Raw genomic sequence first — 14,154 nt, forward strand, 5'->3', positions numbered from 1 at the left:
ATACCCGCCATCATCGACGGCACCTGAGACCGCTCCAGATAAAGCTGCGCTGTGGTGGGAGGATGATCTGATGACGCCAAGTGTGGACGTATTTCTGCGGGGGCCCCGGGGGCGCCGTCTGTGCCTCGAACTGGCGATGCAGCTGGATCCGGAGGTCAAAACGGCGGCCTTCTGGTTGGGATACGAACTTGATAGTGGACCGGGGACCTCGCGGGTCCTGCTGAGCGCTGCTGCCTCCGGGGAGACCGCGATGCCGGCCTTTGCCGCGTCACCAGAACAGCTGGCTGCCAGGCTCGCCTCACTGGATTTTACCGACCTTGACAGCGACCTGGTGCAGGCGGCCCTCGAGCGGTCCGTGGGCGCTGCAAGGTACTGGCAGGCACCCGATGGAGAGGACGTGCTCGCGGATCTCCCGGGTGTGACGGCGGCCCTGTCGCCCGTCGCGGAACAGGTCATGGCGCTGCCCGACATCCAGTGGTTCTGGCAGCCTCGCCGGGCGGAGCAGTGGGCCATCGACTGGCGATCGACAGACGGCCAGGCACTGCTGCCGAAGAATCCGCGACAAACACTGGCTGGGTGGGGCCGAGACGAACGAGCCGGTGAATTGCGGGCCGCGCGCGAACGCCCGGGCGACCCTCGCGCCAACTGGTCAGGAACCTGGTGGTCGATACCGCACGGGCTAGTCCACACCGTTGGGCAGGTCCCGGCCGCACTGAGCCTCGTGGAAGATTCCCTGGGGTGGGAGCAGGCGACCACGGTTCCAGTTCAGGGAGCGGGCCGGACACTTGAGATCGGCACAGCAAAAGACTGGATAACGCTGTGCCGCAGGTTCCCAATGGAGGTCACTGCATCCCGGCGACACGACTGGTTCCGCCTGACTGGACGCGACGGCCGGTGGGTCATCCCGGATTGGGAACAAGTGGCAGGGGAGTGGGACGCCGCGCACCTCTCCGTCCTGGGTTACCTCGACGGCGCGACGCGCCCACTACAGGTCGACGCCGAAACGGCGACGGTCATCGCCGGATGGGCCCCGGACAGCACGATCTGGCTGACCGATGTCTCGCACGAATCGGGTGGCCCGCGGCAGGCATGGCACCGCGCCTCGCACGGCGACCCCTGGACTCTCGCGCCGTAACAGTCGAACACCGACAGGTTTCGGCCGTCACCGCCAGATTTCGGCGACCAGCTCCGCGAGGGCTCTGCCCTGGCTGTAACCAGCTCGAGCCGCAGGCGGACGCAAGGACAGATCCATCGCATTGGCGCCGAACATGTGCTCGGCGGCGCTATCCGGGAAGATAGTTTGGACCCTGCTGCCCCCGGCGCGCAGTTCGTCGACTTGGGTGGCGAGATCCATGCCCCACTCGAGCGGCATCCGCGACCTGCCGCCGAAGGGTGACAACACCAGCACAAGCTCGTATCCAGCCGCCAGGTCGGCGTTCTCACTGYGTCGATAGCCGCCGTTGATGTACCTGCTCCCGCCGATGCGGTAGCCGTTGCTGGTGCTGGCGGCGACGGCGTCCACCAGATCGATTCCGCTGTTGCGGTCGAACACGACCGGTTCCCCGGTATCCGCATCAACAGCCGCGATCAGCACGGGCTGTTGCGGCCAGTGCCGGCTGGGAAGCCGGGCCGCGACGATGTCGCGCCAGCGCATCTGGGCAGAGCCGTCGGAAGCTTCCATCTCGAGTGCCGCGGCGCCCATCCTGCGGCGCATGTCGGAGGCATCCGCAGCAGAACCAATGATTCCGTTGGACCACTCCAGATAGGTCTGCCCCGAGAAATTCGTTGCGCGTCCCTTGTCCGGTCCGGAATGGCCGGCTTGTGGCCGAGGCACCTCGGCGAGGATGGCGGCGTACAGTTCGGCCGGCCGTGTCCCGCTGGTGATCTGGGCAGCCACTGTCGATCCTGCCGATGTCCCGATGATGAGATCGGCCTCGGTGACATCGATGCCGGCATCGGACAGGCCGGCGATGAGACCGAGTTCCCACGCATTGCCTGCCGCTCCGGCGCCGGCGAGCACCAAGGCCCGCTCGTGTGAATTGCCTGCCTGTCGTCCGGCGTCGGCCTGTTGGCCGGGAGCGGGCCAATTTCCGGGCTGTGGTGTCCGCGTCACTGCAACGGCACCGGAAGCGGTCGCCGAACGGATGCGCGGAGTTGAAGAAGATGTTGTGTTCATGGGAGTCGCCTTTCGCGAATTTGCCTTGCGGCACTCCCGGAGACGACTACTTCAGTCGCGCGACCGTGTACTTCGGGGGAGCGCCCATTACGGATACTGCGTTCATGGGTCTCACCTCCTGAAGATTGATCACGATCACCGGAAAGCTATCACGCCGGCAAGGCGGGGCACAACGGGCTTCAAGCCGCCAGAGCGAGCACCGGCTGAGTCGCCACACGCACCGGCAGCAAGTCTTGCCGGCGTAAGCGCGATGTGCTCACCACCCGGCCGTGCCCGGGCCGCCCTTGAAAGGACCAACGATCTGCGTGGTGATCCAACCGCCGTAGAAGTCACCTTCCTGGAAGGTCACCTGCTCGCCGTCGACTTGGCAGGAGTCCATGTGAGCCGGGTAGAGGGCCACTCGGGAGCTAAGCGCCCCGAAACCCCGGGTGGGTTCGGGATAGGTCCACCCGCCACGGGGAACGACGACTCCGCCGGCAACGACGTCGAAGTAGTGCGCTTCTCCCTTGAACTCGCAGAAGCTGGTGCCCCCGACCGGGACGAGTACACCGGCAGGGAATGAGTCCAATGGCAAGTAGTAGACAGGCGGGTGACTTGTCTCCAGGACGCGCACCGCATCGGTGGTGTCGGCAATCACCTGCCCGCCAAGCCGCACGATAACCCGTTCGGATCGGGGCTCCACCCTCGGCGGCCGCGGATAGTCCCACACCGATTCTTGGCCCGCCTTGGGTTTGATGGGCTGGGGACGCCGGAAAAGGCCTGAAGAACCGTGTGCAGGAGTCATGTCCCCATGGTGCCATCTTCTGCTGGGATCCCACCGTGAGCGCGACGCAGCCGTGCGTTCGCGCATCTGCCGACCGCGAGCCAGCCGCTAGTCGCCGGCGGCTTCGCGGCCGCGGCGCACGATCAGCCGGTCGGGGCTGTGGACCACTGACGTGTCCTTGTCCTCGTAGTCGAACTGGTTGAGGAAGTAGCGCATGGCGTTGATCCGACCCCGCTTCTTGTCGTTGAACTTGATGGTGATCCACGGCGCATGGTCCGTGTCGGTCCGCAGGAACGTCTCCTCCTTGGCGGCCGTGTACTCCTCCCACCGGTCCAGGGAGGCGAGATCGATGGGCGAGAGTTTCCAGCGCCGCACCGGGTCGATCTGCCGGATCGCAAAACGGGTGCGCTGCTCGTGGCGGGTCACCGAGAACCAGAACTTGGTCAGGTGGATCCCGGAATCCACCAGCATCCGCTCGAAGAGCGGGGCCTGAACCATAAAGGTGTCGAACTCCTGCTCCGTGCAGAAGCCCATGACCCGCTCCACATTTGCCCGGTTGTACCAGGAGCGGTCGAACATCACGATCTCCCCGGCCGTCGGCAGGTGCTGGATGTAGCGCTGGAAATACCACTGGCCCAGTTCACGGTCAGAGGGTTTACTCAATGCCACTGCCCGGGCCGAGCGGGGATTCAGGTGCTCGGTGAAGCGCTTGATTGTTCCGCCCTTGCCGGCCGCATCCCGGCCCTCGAAGACGATCACGTGCCTGAGCTCCTGGTCCTGGCCCCAGTACTGGAACTTCAGCAGTTCAACCTGCAGCCRGTATTTCTCCAGCTCGTACTCTTCGCGGGACATCCGTTGCTCGTAGGGGTAGTCTTCCCGCCACGTCTGGACGGCCGAGCCGCCGGGGTGAATCAGTTCCGGATCTTCGCCTTGCCCCCCGCGCACCGTGTACCCCATCTCCACCAGGTGGTCGATGGCCTCACGCAGGTTTTCCCGGAGCCAGCCCTGGTCCTCGGGTGTCCATGTCCTGTCCGCCGGCGTCATCCCGGCCCCCTTCCGGCCCCCTCGAACCAGCTGCCGGCCTTCCAGATGCCGGCGGTGTTCGATGCTCAACTGCGTTCATAGAATGCGACCAGCCTAAGCCGACAAGTGGAGCTCACGATAGGGACGGGCTGGGGGATACTTTCCGCCACCTGACCTGCCGGCAGGGACTACCTACCCTTGCGTGCCGGTCGGGCCGGGTCGATGGTTCGCTTCAGAAGAGCGTGATGCCGGTGAGTTCGGCCAGTTTGTCGGTGAGATTGTCCTGGAAATCAGCGTCGGTGACCTCCGGGGCCGGTTTCCGCGGCCGGCGGTGGTGCCAGTACATTCCGGAGACCTGGGCGGCCGGGTCAGGGCTGACGGCGAGCCAGCCCTGGGTGTCCTGGCCCAGGGCGAGGTCGTCGGGGGCGCCGACGCCGCCCATCTTGGTGGGCACCCAGCCGGGGTCAACGGAGTTGCTGAGCACGTTGGTCCACTGCCGGGCGACGGCAGCGGAGAGCGCGGAAACGTAGAGCTTGCTCTCGGAGTAGGCGGCGCTGGCGTCCCAGCGCCGTCGGGTCCAATCGATGTCCTGAAGGTTTCCGCCGGCCGCGCGGTGCATCCCGCTGCCGAGGTAGATCAGGCGGTGCGGCCGCTCGATCAGCGCGGTGAGAATGTAAGGGGCCAGAACGTTGATGGCCAGGGTGCGGGAGTGTCCCTCCGGGGTCGCGACGCGCCCCGGCGAGAGGTAGACGCCCGCGTTATGGATGACGGCGTCCATCCGCCCGTGAGCGTTCACCTGCGCGGCCAGTTCCCGGGTTTCGGAGGCCCTGCTGAGGTCACCGATCACGATGCCGATGGCAAGCGGCGCGAGTTCTTCGAGGGTGGCGGCGCGTTCCCTGGAGCGGGCGTGCAGCAGGACCTCGTCGCCGCCGTTCAGGAGCGTCCGGGCGGTGGCGAGGCCAAGTCCGTCGGTGGAGCCTGTGATGAAAATCCGAGCCATGAGGATGGTCCTTTCTTCACCGTTACCTATGAAGGTTGCTGCTTGCCACTTGATGGCCTTAGCTGGGACGGGTCACACTCAAGAATGAACGCCCTGCGCCCTCATCTAGGCGGATTCGAGAACGTTCTTGAGATTGGTCAACTGAGCGACCTCGGCATTCATGGTGCGGACAATCACCGGGCCCACGAGCTTCATGAGTCCCTTGGGCTCCAGGTCCAGGCTGAAACGAACGGTCGTTCCGCCCGGCGCTTCACTGAGCCGGTACGCACCGGCCGGACGGGCCGGACCGGCCACCACCTGGAAGCCCAGGAGCTTTCCGGGGTCCGCCGCGGTGATTTCATAGTCCCCGACGATCGGCCGGCCGCCGGGGCCCGAGAGGGTCTGGCTGTACACGGCACCGAGGTCCCCGGGTGTTCCACTCTTCAGTGCTATGTCCTGAACCCCGGAGCGCCATGCGCGGTTATTCAGCCCATCCGCGAGGAACGCATAGACGTCCTCCGGTGATCGGTTGATGGTGGTCTCGTTCTCGGCGTGAGCCATTGCTATCCCTGCTGGTTTTAGTCCGGACGCGTCCAGGCCGGTCGATCGATGTTGTCCATACAGTCCGGCGTGCGCCGGCATTTAGCGGATTGCTTCTTCAGGCACTTCAGCCATGGGGCTCAGGGTCATCCGGGTGGTGACCAGGAGAGATCCGAGCAGGGATCGGGCGGCCGCGAGCAGCACATTAACCTCAGGGCTGGCCAGTTCATAGAACAACCTGCCCTCGCGCCGTGAGGGGACAATCAGGCGCTGGCGGCGGAGAATGCTCAAATGTTGGGAGAGGTTCGACGGCTCAAGGCCCGTGTTGTCGCGCAGTCGGCTTACGGCAACTGGTCCGTCGGCGAGCATTTCCAGCAACTGGATTCGGGCAGGGTGGCCCATGGCCTTGAACAGTTCTGCCTTCACATCGGTCTGGACCGGACTTGCAGGAAGATCATCCGGCATCGGTGCCTCCCTCCTTCACATTCAACTATTCTGAACCGTGCGTCTGTGCAGACCCCGGCGACAGGAAAACTAGCACGTGCAAGACAGAAAAGTCTGTCTTGCACACCCATCAATTGGTCAGCCCGCTTACATATCGTAGCGCCGGACCGCTGCAGTGTCGTCGCCGCCGCCGGACAGGGTGGTACCTCTTGCGCAGGTGAGTTGCATAGTTCAGACTTTCATGAATTCATCAATTCGATCCGGCCGGTACGAGTGACTGGCATCGTTCGGGTGGATTCAGGCTGTTCCCGGTGACAACGGCGTCGCCGGGAACAATCGGGTCCCGGCTTCCAGGAGGGTTCTATGACAGGCATGTTCGAACTGTTCACCGATTCCGACACGTCCTACCGATTTCGACTTACGGCCCCGGACGGGACCGTCATGGCCCTCTCCAGGCCCTTTCCAGACCTGCCGGCGGCGGTGGCCGGGATCGCAGCAGTACGGGAGTATGCCGGCATGGGGCTGGTCTCGGAAATTTCGGCACCGCGAGATGACGCGCTGCTCCAGTCCGTAGCCGAGGGCATTCCCGTGGAACCCAGCGCTCAGAGGCGCGGAGTTCACGAAGCGCACGTGAAGGGCCAGCGCGCCCGGGCGAGACCGGCCCGCGGCTGGGCGCCCAGGTCTCCTGAAGGGYCGCCGCGCCTCCGCATCCCGTCCGCAGCGCGCTTCTTGGGCCGACTCGCAGGGACCCGGAACCAGCAGCTGATCGTGCGGTGGCGGCAGGCATTGGAGACGCGGACTGCGCAGGTTGGGCTCAGTTCGTGCTGACCGTGTCCCGGGACAGGGCGTCCGCCGCCGCCGCCGGCGGCGGGCCGGGCAGGCAGGCCCGGCCATGACGGAGTTGAAGGCGCTGCAGGCCTATTCCAGCGCGCTGGCCACCGAGGGCTGCCTCGCCGGGACCTTTCGCTACGATGCTGCCTCGGGGGAGCTGCAGTGGTCCGAGCAGATGTACCAGATCCACGGCTATCACCGCGGCGAGGTGGTGCCCACGGTGGGTGTTCTTATGCAGCACGTGCATCCTGACGACCGGAAGCCGTGCAGGGAAATCTTTGAGGATGTGTGCCGTGGCGGAGGTTTTTTCGCCAATTATCATCGTCTCTTCGACGCACGCCGGCGTGAACGCCGCGTCCTGACGGCGGGGGAGGGCGTGCTGGACAGTGGCGGGAAGCTGCTGTTCGTCGACGGGTTCATCCTGGACCTCACCAGAACAGTTCAACTTGAAACGGACCGGTCCGCCCGCGAGGCCGTCGCCGGAGCCATCGGCACCCGAGGCCTTATCGAACAGGCCAAGGGCATCCTGATGGGAATACTCCACATCGGTTCCGACGACGCCTTCGAACGGCTTTCCGCCTACAGCCAGCACCACAACATCAAGTTGGCCCACACGGCTTCGGCCATCGTCCGGCTGGCCAACAGCACGCACGAATCCGCGACCCTCCGCAGCTTCGTCCACGCACTGGACGGTCGTTTCTCACAACGCCGCGATGGCGACCGGGTTCTGCATCCCTAGGTGGGGGTAAGGCGCCGGGCGGGTCCTCGGCCGGCCCGCCGGCGTCGTGCTGGCCGACAGCGCCGGTGGAATCCGGCGGAGACTGCTAGCACACTCCGAGGCAGACCGGTCTGTACGCCTCGGTCCGRTGTAAAATTTTTTTATCATGACTGTCAACGACGCCGAGGGTCCTACGCTGCTGCCCGCCACAGCCATGGCCGGACGCGACGAGCCGGTGGACCGTATCCTCGCCACTGCTTACGAGTTATTCTCCCGCCGCGGCATCCGCGACGTAGGGGTCAATGAGCTGATCAGCAGTTCAGGGGTATCCAAGGCAACCTTCTACCGGCACTTTCCGTCCAAGGACGCCCTGGTGCTGGCCTTCCTGGAACTCCGCGACCAGGTGTGGACCGTGGACCTGATCGTGGCCGAGGCCAGCCGGCGGGGCAACACCCCCGAGGAGAGGCTGCTCGCCGTCTTTGACGTGTTCGGTGACTGGTTCCAGCGCGAGGATTTCGAGGCGTGCTCGTTTATCAATGTGCTGCTGGAAATGGGCGCCGGGCACCCGCTGGGCAAGGCGAGCATCGATTACCTCAGCCGCATCCGCGGGCATATCCAGGCGCTGGCCGAAGAAGCCGGGCTGGACCGCCCCGAGGAATTTGCCCGGTCCTGGCACATCCTGATGAAAGGCTCCATCATTTCCGCCACCGAAGGGGACGCGCTGGCCTCCAAGCGCGCCCAGCAGATGGCGCGATGGCTCATCGAGCACCACCGGGGCCTCTAGCCGCTGCGCCCGGGGATTCCCCGTCCCGGTTACCGGCATCTCTTTAACCCGGGACGCGGTAACCCGGCACGCGCCATAGCGCCCTGACAAACCGCTCCGATAACAGCTGCGCCATGCCCGGGCCGCGATCCGCAAGGGTGCCGGCCTGCGTTCCCTGATCCCTCTGACTGCTGGGCACTTGCGGAATACGTTAGTGATCACTAACGTATTAGTTGTGTTGGATGCCTTGGAGATTGCTGCGGAGCCGAACCGGCGACGCCTGCTGCATCTTCTCGCCAGCCACGAACAGGCTGTCGGGGAGCTGGCCGCCCATTTCACGGTCAGCCGCTCCGCGGTGTCCCAGCACCTGCTGCTCCTGGAGCAGGCCGGCCTGGTATCTGCCCGCAAAGAGGGCCGGAACAGGTACTACCGACTCGACCCAGGCGGCATGGGCCGGCTGCGTGACCTTGTCGAACAGTTCTGGACCTACGAACTGGACCTGCTGGCATCAGATGCGGCCGCACTTGCCGCCCAGCGTCACCGGCCCCCTCAACATCACACGACCACTTCCGATGCTTCGCCTCAAGACAAGGGACCACTCTCATGACGTTCGATAAAACCATTCACCTGCCCGTCAGCGCCGACGAGGCCTTTGCGCTCATCACCGAGCCGGAACGTCTGCGCCGCTGGCAAACGGTGGCGGCCCGCGTTGACCTTCGGATAGGCGGCGACTACCGCTGGACCGTCACTCCCGGCCACCACGCCGCCGGCACATTCCAGGAGATCGAGCCGGGCAAGCGCATCGTCTTCACTTGGGGCTGGGAGTCCGGAATGGACCTGGCGCCGGGCGCGTCCACCGTGACCATCACGCTGGAGCCCGACGCCGGGGGCACCACGCTCCGCCTGGTCCATGCCGGCCTCAACGCCGAACAGGCCGCAGCACATGCCGAAGGCTGGAACCACTACCTGGGCCGCCTGATCGCCGAGACCTCCTCCCCGGACGGCGCCGGTCCGGACGCATGGTCGGCTGCCCCGGACCCGATCGATCACCTCAGCTCGGCCGAGGCTTCGCTCGCCGTGCTCCTGGGCGTGCTGCGCAAGCTCACCCCGGAGGACCGTGAGAAAGCCACTCCCTGCGAAAATTTCACGGCCCACGAGTTGCTGGAGCACCTGGCCGGTTCGCTGAAGCAGATCGGCGGGGCGCTGGGCGCGGACGTAAGCGACGACGCCGGGGCGGGCCCGGAAGTTCGCATCGCCGGACTCGCGCAGGCCACCCTGGAGGCGTTCAGCCGCCGCGGCTTCCAAGGCACCATCGACATGGGCTTCGCCGAGCTGCCCGCGACCGTCGTCGCCGGGATCGTCAACCTCGAGCTGCTCGTCCACGCGTGGGACTTCGCGAAGGCCACCGGCCAGGAACTTGTAGTTTCCGACGTCGTCACGGATCACGTTGAGGCCCTGGCCTTGGTGACCATCTCGGACCAGGTCCGCGCCAGCGGCAGCTTCGCCGCTGTCCAGCCGGTCGCGGAGACTGCGAGCAGCCTGGAGCGCCTGATCGCGTTCACCGGCCGGACCGTCGCCGTCTGAAGTTTTCCAACCTAAGCCCGTCAAGACCGCCAGGAAAGCAGGAGCAACATGACCAAGTTCGTCTTCCTCTATCACGCCCCGATGACCCCCGCCGAGGCCGCGCCGCCCGCGCCGGATGACATGGCAGCCGCCATGGAACAGTGGAACAACTGGGCCGCCAAGGTCGGCAACGGCCTGATCGACTTCGGAACGCCGCTGGCCAACGGTGTCCGCGTTTCCGCGGGCGGAGCCACTGCGCCAAGCCAGCGTGAAGTCGCCGGATACAGCATCATCGAGGCCGACAGCCTTGAGGCGGCCGTGGAACTGGCCAAGGTGCACCCGCACCTGAACATGCCCGGCGGCTGCGAAATCGAGGTTCACGAGGCGCAGCAGATCCCCGGAATGTAAGCAGCGGCTCGGCCCGATGCTCAAGGCGTGTTCGCCGCTGCTTCACAGCAGGGGCGGACACGCCTTTATTCGTCCTGACTGTTCCGTCCGGCGGGCCCGGGCGGCAAGAGGTTTCCTGCCCGCAGCAGCCCGGCGGGTTCCCAGGACCCCAGGCCGGTGCCGGTCGACGAGGTCCCGGGACTCCGTTCGGCCTGAAGGACTTGGTTCACATGAGGCAGCGACGCGCGCAATGGTGTACGTTGGCTTCCCGTCAGAACTAAACACAGGAATGAGAGTCACCCCCGTGGCAACCGATTACGACGAAGTCCGATCCGACGTCAAGGAGTCGCAGGATAATTCCCTGCAGGCGCTGCAATCCGCCAACGCCCCGGATGCCCGCAGCGTTGTCCGTGAACTGGATGAAGCCGACGCTTTTGAYGATGCGATCAGCCCGGGCGGGGAAATTGTCGCCGAGGAACTCGTCGTGCAGGTCATCCCGCAGGCGCAGGACGAATTCACCTGCTACTCCTGCTTCCTGGTCCGGCACCGGTCCCAGGTTRCACGCGAAAAGAACGGCCACGCTTACTGCGTCGAGTGTGTTGGCTAGGGCCATGGCCTCCCGCGTGTCCGGCGCCGGCGCGGTTTTCCGTGCCGCGCCGGACAGGCGGGTCAGCACCGTCCCCGGCCGGCCCGCTTAGTCTATGGTCCGTCTGAAACGCCTTGCCGTGCTCGGCCTGTTCGTATTTTGCGTCATCGCCGGGTTCTTGTTTTGGGTCTTCCGATTCTCCGGCGCGGAAGCCCGCGTGGCCTTGCCCGCRCCGCCGCGGGCAGAGGCGAAACTCGAATCGCTGTCCGCCGGCATCACCTCCGCCGTGAACATCACCCGGAGCGCGGACGCCGAGTGGCTCACCCATGCCGCCGCGCAGACCGGCATCCCAGCCCGGGCCCTCCAGGCCTACGTGGCGGCGGCCGATGCGGCCAACACATCGGCCCCCACCTGCGGGATCGGCTGGAATACGGTGGCAGCGGTGGGCTTCGTCGAATCCGGCCACGGAACGTACGGCGGCGGCAGCCTGACCGCCACCGGTCAGGTGAGCGGGCCAATTGTCGGTCCGAGCCTGAACGGTGACGGCTTCGCCGCGATCCCTGATTCGGACGCCGGCGCCCTGGACGGTGACGCCCGGTGGGACCACGCCGTCGGACCCATGCAGTTCATTCCCTCCACGTGGCAGCTCGCAGGCCGGGACGGGAACGGGGACGGAACAGTCGACCCGTTCAACATCGATGACGCCGCGCTAAGTGCCGCCTCATACCTGTGCGCACACGGTGGTGACCTGACCACCGCCGCGGGCTGGGCCGACGCGATCTACTCCTACAACCAGTCTGATCCGTACGTGGACCATGTACGCGACCGGGCCACTGCCTACGCCGCACAGTCGGGCACTCCCGGATAGCGCAACCGTGCAGCTCGACTTAGTCTCCGGACACCTTGCCGACTCCCATAGTGATTGGCAGCGGCTGGCCGCGCTCCGGCCGGGCCCTAAGCCCATGCCCTGGCAACCAGGTCTCCTGCAGGACCGAGAATGAAGTCCACATTGAGGGATGCGCTGGGCCCCTCACCCATAGAGATCTTCTCGTCGAAAGACCCAAAGGTTGCCGGCAAGAAGTACCCCACGTTGTCCCAGTAATACTGGAAGACATACAGGAGGGGATCTTCGATCGTGTCCAGGTCCTCCCCAAGGCGGTACACAACAATGGCCTTCTTGCGGACCTCTTGGGAATTCGAGCACCAGGGCAGAATCAGCCCTCCCGCATTAGCCATATTTCCGGGCGGAACCTGATCCGTGTCCCTTGGAATGATCCCCGAGGGATCGCCCGGGCCAAAGAGGGGATTCCACTCAAGGTCCTCGTAGAACAGGTTCACGCCCACATCGTCTGGCTGTCCCGGCAGACGGGTTCGGTTGGTGAGCCTTTCTAAGCCTGAATTCCACAGTAGTGGTCCTCTGCGGTCCTGGGCACCGTACGAAACCTTCTTCCGCGACCCGGAAATGGACGCCCCCRCCGCGTCTTTGGCGGCCCTGGCCGCAGTTACCGTCTTGGGGCCTTGGGCCGGTTGCTCGAGATCCATCCTTACTTCTCCTGTCCAAGAGGTGACCGGAGCGCTCCCGTTGGTGACCGCAAGCGGCTCCGCCGGGGAGGGGCTCAAGGGATGCAATATGCTCCGCCGTGCAGCGGTTGTTGCGGCATGAGGGCTCCGTCCGGACGGTTATCGGCCATCTGAGGAATGACTCTCGTGTGAACTTTGCGTCCGGTGCTTGCCATGCGTCAAGGGACTATGCGAAGTGGCGGTGTATTGTGATCGCTCTTTGCCGCTCTTTGCCGATGAAAAGGATGCTCGCTGCGGCTCCCAGACCGGCGCCTCTGTCATCGCCAGCCTGCCGTCAGGGCAGAATGGAAGGCATGACATCTACGACGTTCGCCCTCATCCGCCATGGCCAGACGGACTGGAATGCACAGCGCCGGCTGCAGGGATCCACCGACATTCCTCTGAACGACGTCGGCCGCGGTCAGGCTCGCGACGCCGTCGCCGTCCTGTCCGGCTATGAATGGGACGCGATCRTGTCTTCACCGCTGAGCCGTGCCGCGGAAACCGCCGATCTCATCGCCGCCGGGCTCGGCCTCAGCGTGGCCCGGCGCGTGCCGGAGCTCGCCGAGCGCAGCTTCGGACCCGCGGAGGGCCTTCAGGACGGTCCTGAACTGGACGCACTGCGCATCCCCGACGGGTTCCGCGGCGCAGAAAGCGAGGACGAGGCCGCCGGCCGAGGGTTGGCCGCGCTTGAGGCGCTGGCCGAGGAGTTCCGTGGCCGCCGCGTCCTGGCCGTCGCCCATGGCACGCTCCTGCGCGTGAGTCTCAGCCGCGCCGTCGGCCGCACCCTGGACAGCATCGACAACGCCGTGCTCAACCTGGCCCACCACCATGCCGTCGACGGCTGGCAGCTCGAATACTTCAACGGCGAGCGGGCCATGGCTGCCGTTTAGGGCTGCCGCTCAAGGATATGTTGGTATCGCGATGTACTGGTTGATGTTCGTTGACTGGAAGGTCGCAAAAGCCAGCGTGGTGTGGCCACCCTCCGGGTCACCTACCACAACCGTTTGGTCGGAGGGATTCAGACCCAGCAATGCGTAGGAATGGTCGGAGACCAGCTCGCCGTCGGAGTTGGACGTCCCAAAGGTCACGAGGCCTTTCGTGAAATCCTGCTGCATCTGCTCAAAGCTCACTCCCGTCATGGGGCCGCCGGGGTTGCGGTCGACGCCCACCTCGCCGGTGATGGCATAGAGAGCATTGTGTACATCATGATCCTGGGCGTTGCTGAGGTCGGTGCCATCGATGCCGTTGTAGCTGTTGCCGTTCGCGGCCGCCCACCCTTTCTCGATAATCGCGGCCCATGACACGTTTTTGCCATCGATATTTTCGATGCCGTTTTCGAAGGGCTTGCCGCGGCGGTACGGAAGATCACCGTTGACCGTGACCGTCACCGGATTGGACACCCCGTCGTACTTGCTGTGGAAGGAAATGGTGTAGGTGCCGTTGCCGTTGTCATGGACCATGTTCAAGACGGTCGCAGGGGCCCGGGACGCCACTGTCATCAACGCTGCGAGGAAATAGCAATCGCCGGCGTCACCCTGCTTGATATTCGTCAAGTCTCCGGAGAGATCCGGGTTTCCGGAATCATCAAGCGCAAACAGAACCTGATTCGGGACCTTCTGGAAAGCCGCACGTCCCGATACTGAAGGATTACTCACCGGGGCCCCGGACGCTCCCGGAGGCGTCGTGACCGGTGACCGGGTAGTCACGATCCACGCAATTCCAAGAATTACCATCACCGCCACCACTGAGAAAATGACGGCGGCGCGAATTTTTGTCGGCCTGGATCCTGCACGTTCCATGTTCCGAGCCCTCCCGTCC

The 14,154-nt window shown here is 65.1% G+C and carries 18 protein-coding genes; 10 read left to right on the forward strand and 8 right to left on the reverse strand.

Annotated elements, in window-relative coordinates; genetic code table 11:
- Positions 1–1,135: hypothetical protein (locus AC1DHX_RS12540; protein ID WP_476900086.1), on the forward strand; the 1,135-nt coding region annotated here is incomplete at its 5' end.
- Positions 1,136–1,162: 27 nt separating this feature from the next.
- Here the strand turns inward: AC1DHX_RS12540 and AC1DHX_RS12545 are convergent.
- The 6 genes from AC1DHX_RS12545 to AC1DHX_RS12570 all read right to left on the reverse strand — a co-directional run bounded on the left by AC1DHX_RS12545 (position 1,163) and on the right by AC1DHX_RS12570 (position 5,946).
- Positions 1,163–2,020, reverse strand: coding sequence for a patatin-like phospholipase family protein (locus AC1DHX_RS12545; RefSeq protein WP_476900094.1), 858 nt, complete (start codon positions 2,018–2,020; stop codon positions 1,163–1,165).
- A 412-nt stretch (positions 2,021–2,432) separates the two neighbouring features.
- Positions 2,433–2,960, reverse strand: a complete 528-nt coding sequence (locus AC1DHX_RS12550; protein WP_476858491.1) for a DUF427 domain-containing protein — start codon at positions 2,958–2,960, stop codon at positions 2,433–2,435.
- 87 nt (positions 2,961–3,047) lie between these two features.
- On the reverse strand, positions 3,048–3,983 hold the full coding sequence (gene ppk2 / locus AC1DHX_RS12555) for a polyphosphate kinase 2 (protein ID WP_476900087.1): 936 nt from the start codon (positions 3,981–3,983) through the stop codon (positions 3,048–3,050).
- Between the two features lie 211 nt (positions 3,984–4,194).
- Positions 4,195–4,962 carry an SDR family NAD(P)-dependent oxidoreductase gene (locus tag AC1DHX_RS12560; RefSeq protein ID WP_476858492.1) on the reverse strand — a complete coding sequence of 256 codons (768 nt, stop codon included), beginning with the start codon at positions 4,960–4,962 and terminating at the stop codon, positions 4,195–4,197.
- A gap of 105 nt (positions 4,963–5,067) precedes the next feature.
- Positions 5,068–5,502 (reverse strand): SRPBCC family protein, encoded by a 435-nt coding sequence (locus AC1DHX_RS12565; protein ID WP_223916232.1) that lies wholly within the window; start codon positions 5,500–5,502, stop codon positions 5,068–5,070.
- An 81-nt stretch (positions 5,503–5,583) separates the two neighbouring features.
- Positions 5,584–5,946 (reverse strand): ArsR/SmtB family transcription factor, encoded by a 363-nt coding sequence (locus tag AC1DHX_RS12570; protein WP_476858493.1) that lies wholly within the window; start codon positions 5,944–5,946, stop codon positions 5,584–5,586.
- A 420-nt stretch (positions 5,947–6,366) separates the two neighbouring features.
- Between AC1DHX_RS12570 and AC1DHX_RS12575 the strand changes: the two genes are divergently transcribed.
- From AC1DHX_RS12575 to AC1DHX_RS12610, 8 genes are all read left to right on the forward strand, one after another.
- Positions 6,367–6,753: a hypothetical protein gene (locus AC1DHX_RS12575; protein ID WP_476900095.1), complete on the forward strand. Its 387-nt coding sequence runs from the start codon at positions 6,367–6,369 to the stop codon at positions 6,751–6,753.
- Positions 6,754–6,817: 64 nt separating this feature from the next.
- Positions 6,818–7,495, forward strand: a complete 678-nt coding sequence (locus tag AC1DHX_RS12580) for a PAS and ANTAR domain-containing protein (protein ID WP_476858494.1) — start codon at positions 6,818–6,820, stop codon at positions 7,493–7,495.
- A 145-nt stretch (positions 7,496–7,640) separates the two neighbouring features.
- On the forward strand, positions 7,641–8,258 hold the full coding sequence (locus AC1DHX_RS12585; RefSeq protein ID WP_018772833.1) for a TetR/AcrR family transcriptional regulator: 618 nt from the start codon (positions 7,641–7,643) through the stop codon (positions 8,256–8,258).
- A 193-nt stretch (positions 8,259–8,451) separates the two neighbouring features.
- The gene (locus AC1DHX_RS12590) at positions 8,452–8,844 is read left to right on the forward strand and encodes an ArsR/SmtB family transcription factor (protein ID WP_230008795.1); all 393 of its coding nucleotides are present in this window, start codon (positions 8,452–8,454) and stop codon (positions 8,842–8,844) included.
- A complete protein-coding gene (locus AC1DHX_RS12595; protein WP_476858496.1) occupies positions 8,841–9,821 on the forward strand; it encodes a TIGR03086 family metal-binding protein in 981 nt (326 codons plus the stop codon). Before AC1DHX_RS12590 ends, AC1DHX_RS12595 begins: the two co-directional genes overlap by 4 nt.
- 48 nt (positions 9,822–9,869) lie before the next feature.
- Positions 9,870–10,208 carry a YciI family protein gene (locus tag AC1DHX_RS12600; protein WP_476849201.1) on the forward strand — a complete coding sequence of 113 codons (339 nt, stop codon included), beginning with the start codon at positions 9,870–9,872 and terminating at the stop codon, positions 10,206–10,208.
- A gap of 283 nt (positions 10,209–10,491) precedes the next feature.
- Positions 10,492–10,794, forward strand: coding sequence for a DUF4193 domain-containing protein (locus tag AC1DHX_RS12605; protein WP_476900088.1), 303 nt, complete (start codon positions 10,492–10,494; stop codon positions 10,792–10,794).
- Between the two features lie 94 nt (positions 10,795–10,888).
- Entirely contained in the window at positions 10,889–11,641 is a 753-nt protein-coding gene (locus AC1DHX_RS12610; RefSeq protein WP_476858497.1) for a lytic transglycosylase domain-containing protein, read from the forward strand.
- Positions 11,642–11,727: 86 nt separating this feature from the next.
- Here the strand turns inward: AC1DHX_RS12610 and AC1DHX_RS12615 are convergent, their stop codons facing one another.
- Positions 11,728–12,111 (reverse strand): hypothetical protein, encoded by a 384-nt coding sequence (locus AC1DHX_RS12615; RefSeq protein WP_230009856.1) that lies wholly within the window; start codon positions 12,109–12,111, stop codon positions 11,728–11,730.
- Positions 12,112–12,647: 536 nt separating this feature from the next.
- On the opposite strand from AC1DHX_RS12615, the gene AC1DHX_RS12620 reads away from it, so the two are divergent.
- Complete coding sequence (locus AC1DHX_RS12620; protein ID WP_476900089.1) at positions 12,648–13,226, forward strand: histidine phosphatase family protein; 579 nt, start codon at positions 12,648–12,650, stop codon at positions 13,224–13,226.
- Between the two features lie 9 nt (positions 13,227–13,235).
- Here AC1DHX_RS12620 and AC1DHX_RS12625 read toward each other — a convergent pair whose 3' ends face one another.
- The gene (locus AC1DHX_RS12625; protein ID WP_476858498.1) at positions 13,236–14,135 is read right to left on the reverse strand and encodes a C2 family cysteine protease; all 900 of its coding nucleotides are present in this window, start codon (positions 14,133–14,135) and stop codon (positions 13,236–13,238) included.
- Positions 14,136–14,154 lie beyond the last annotated feature (19 nt).

The organism is Arthrobacter sp. 05N33_2, from assembly GCF_056397425.1.

What these genes read in the sequence shown, in the direction of transcription:
- AC1DHX_RS12585 (WP_018772833.1), top strand. Translation starts at nt 7,641, where the DNA reads ATGACTGTCAACGACGCCGAGGGTCCTACGCTGCTGCCCGCCACAGCC.
- AC1DHX_RS12560 (WP_476858492.1), bottom strand. Translation starts at nt 4,962, where the DNA reads ATGGCTCGGATTTTCATCACAGGCTCCACCGACGGACTTGGCCTCGCC.
- AC1DHX_RS12550 (WP_476858491.1), bottom strand. Translation starts at nt 2,960, where the DNA reads ATGACTCCTGCACACGGTTCTTCAGGCCTTTTCCGGCGTCCCCAGCCC.
- AC1DHX_RS12625 (WP_476858498.1), bottom strand. Translation starts at nt 14,135, where the DNA reads ATGGAACGTGCAGGATCCAGGCCGACAAAAATTCGCGCCGCCGTCATT.
- AC1DHX_RS12565 (WP_223916232.1), bottom strand. Translation starts at nt 5,502, where the DNA reads ATGGCTCACGCCGAGAACGAGACCACCATCAACCGATCACCGGAGGAC.
- AC1DHX_RS12580 (WP_476858494.1), top strand. Translation starts at nt 6,818, where the DNA reads ATGACGGAGTTGAAGGCGCTGCAGGCCTATTCCAGCGCGCTGGCCACC.
- AC1DHX_RS12595 (WP_476858496.1), top strand. Translation starts at nt 8,841, where the DNA reads ATGACGTTCGATAAAACCATTCACCTGCCCGTCAGCGCCGACGAGGCC.
- AC1DHX_RS12570 (WP_476858493.1), bottom strand. Translation starts at nt 5,946, where the DNA reads ATGCCGGATGATCTTCCTGCAAGTCCGGTCCAGACCGATGTGAAGGCA.
- AC1DHX_RS12600 (WP_476849201.1), top strand. Translation starts at nt 9,870, where the DNA reads ATGACCAAGTTCGTCTTCCTCTATCACGCCCCGATGACCCCCGCCGAG.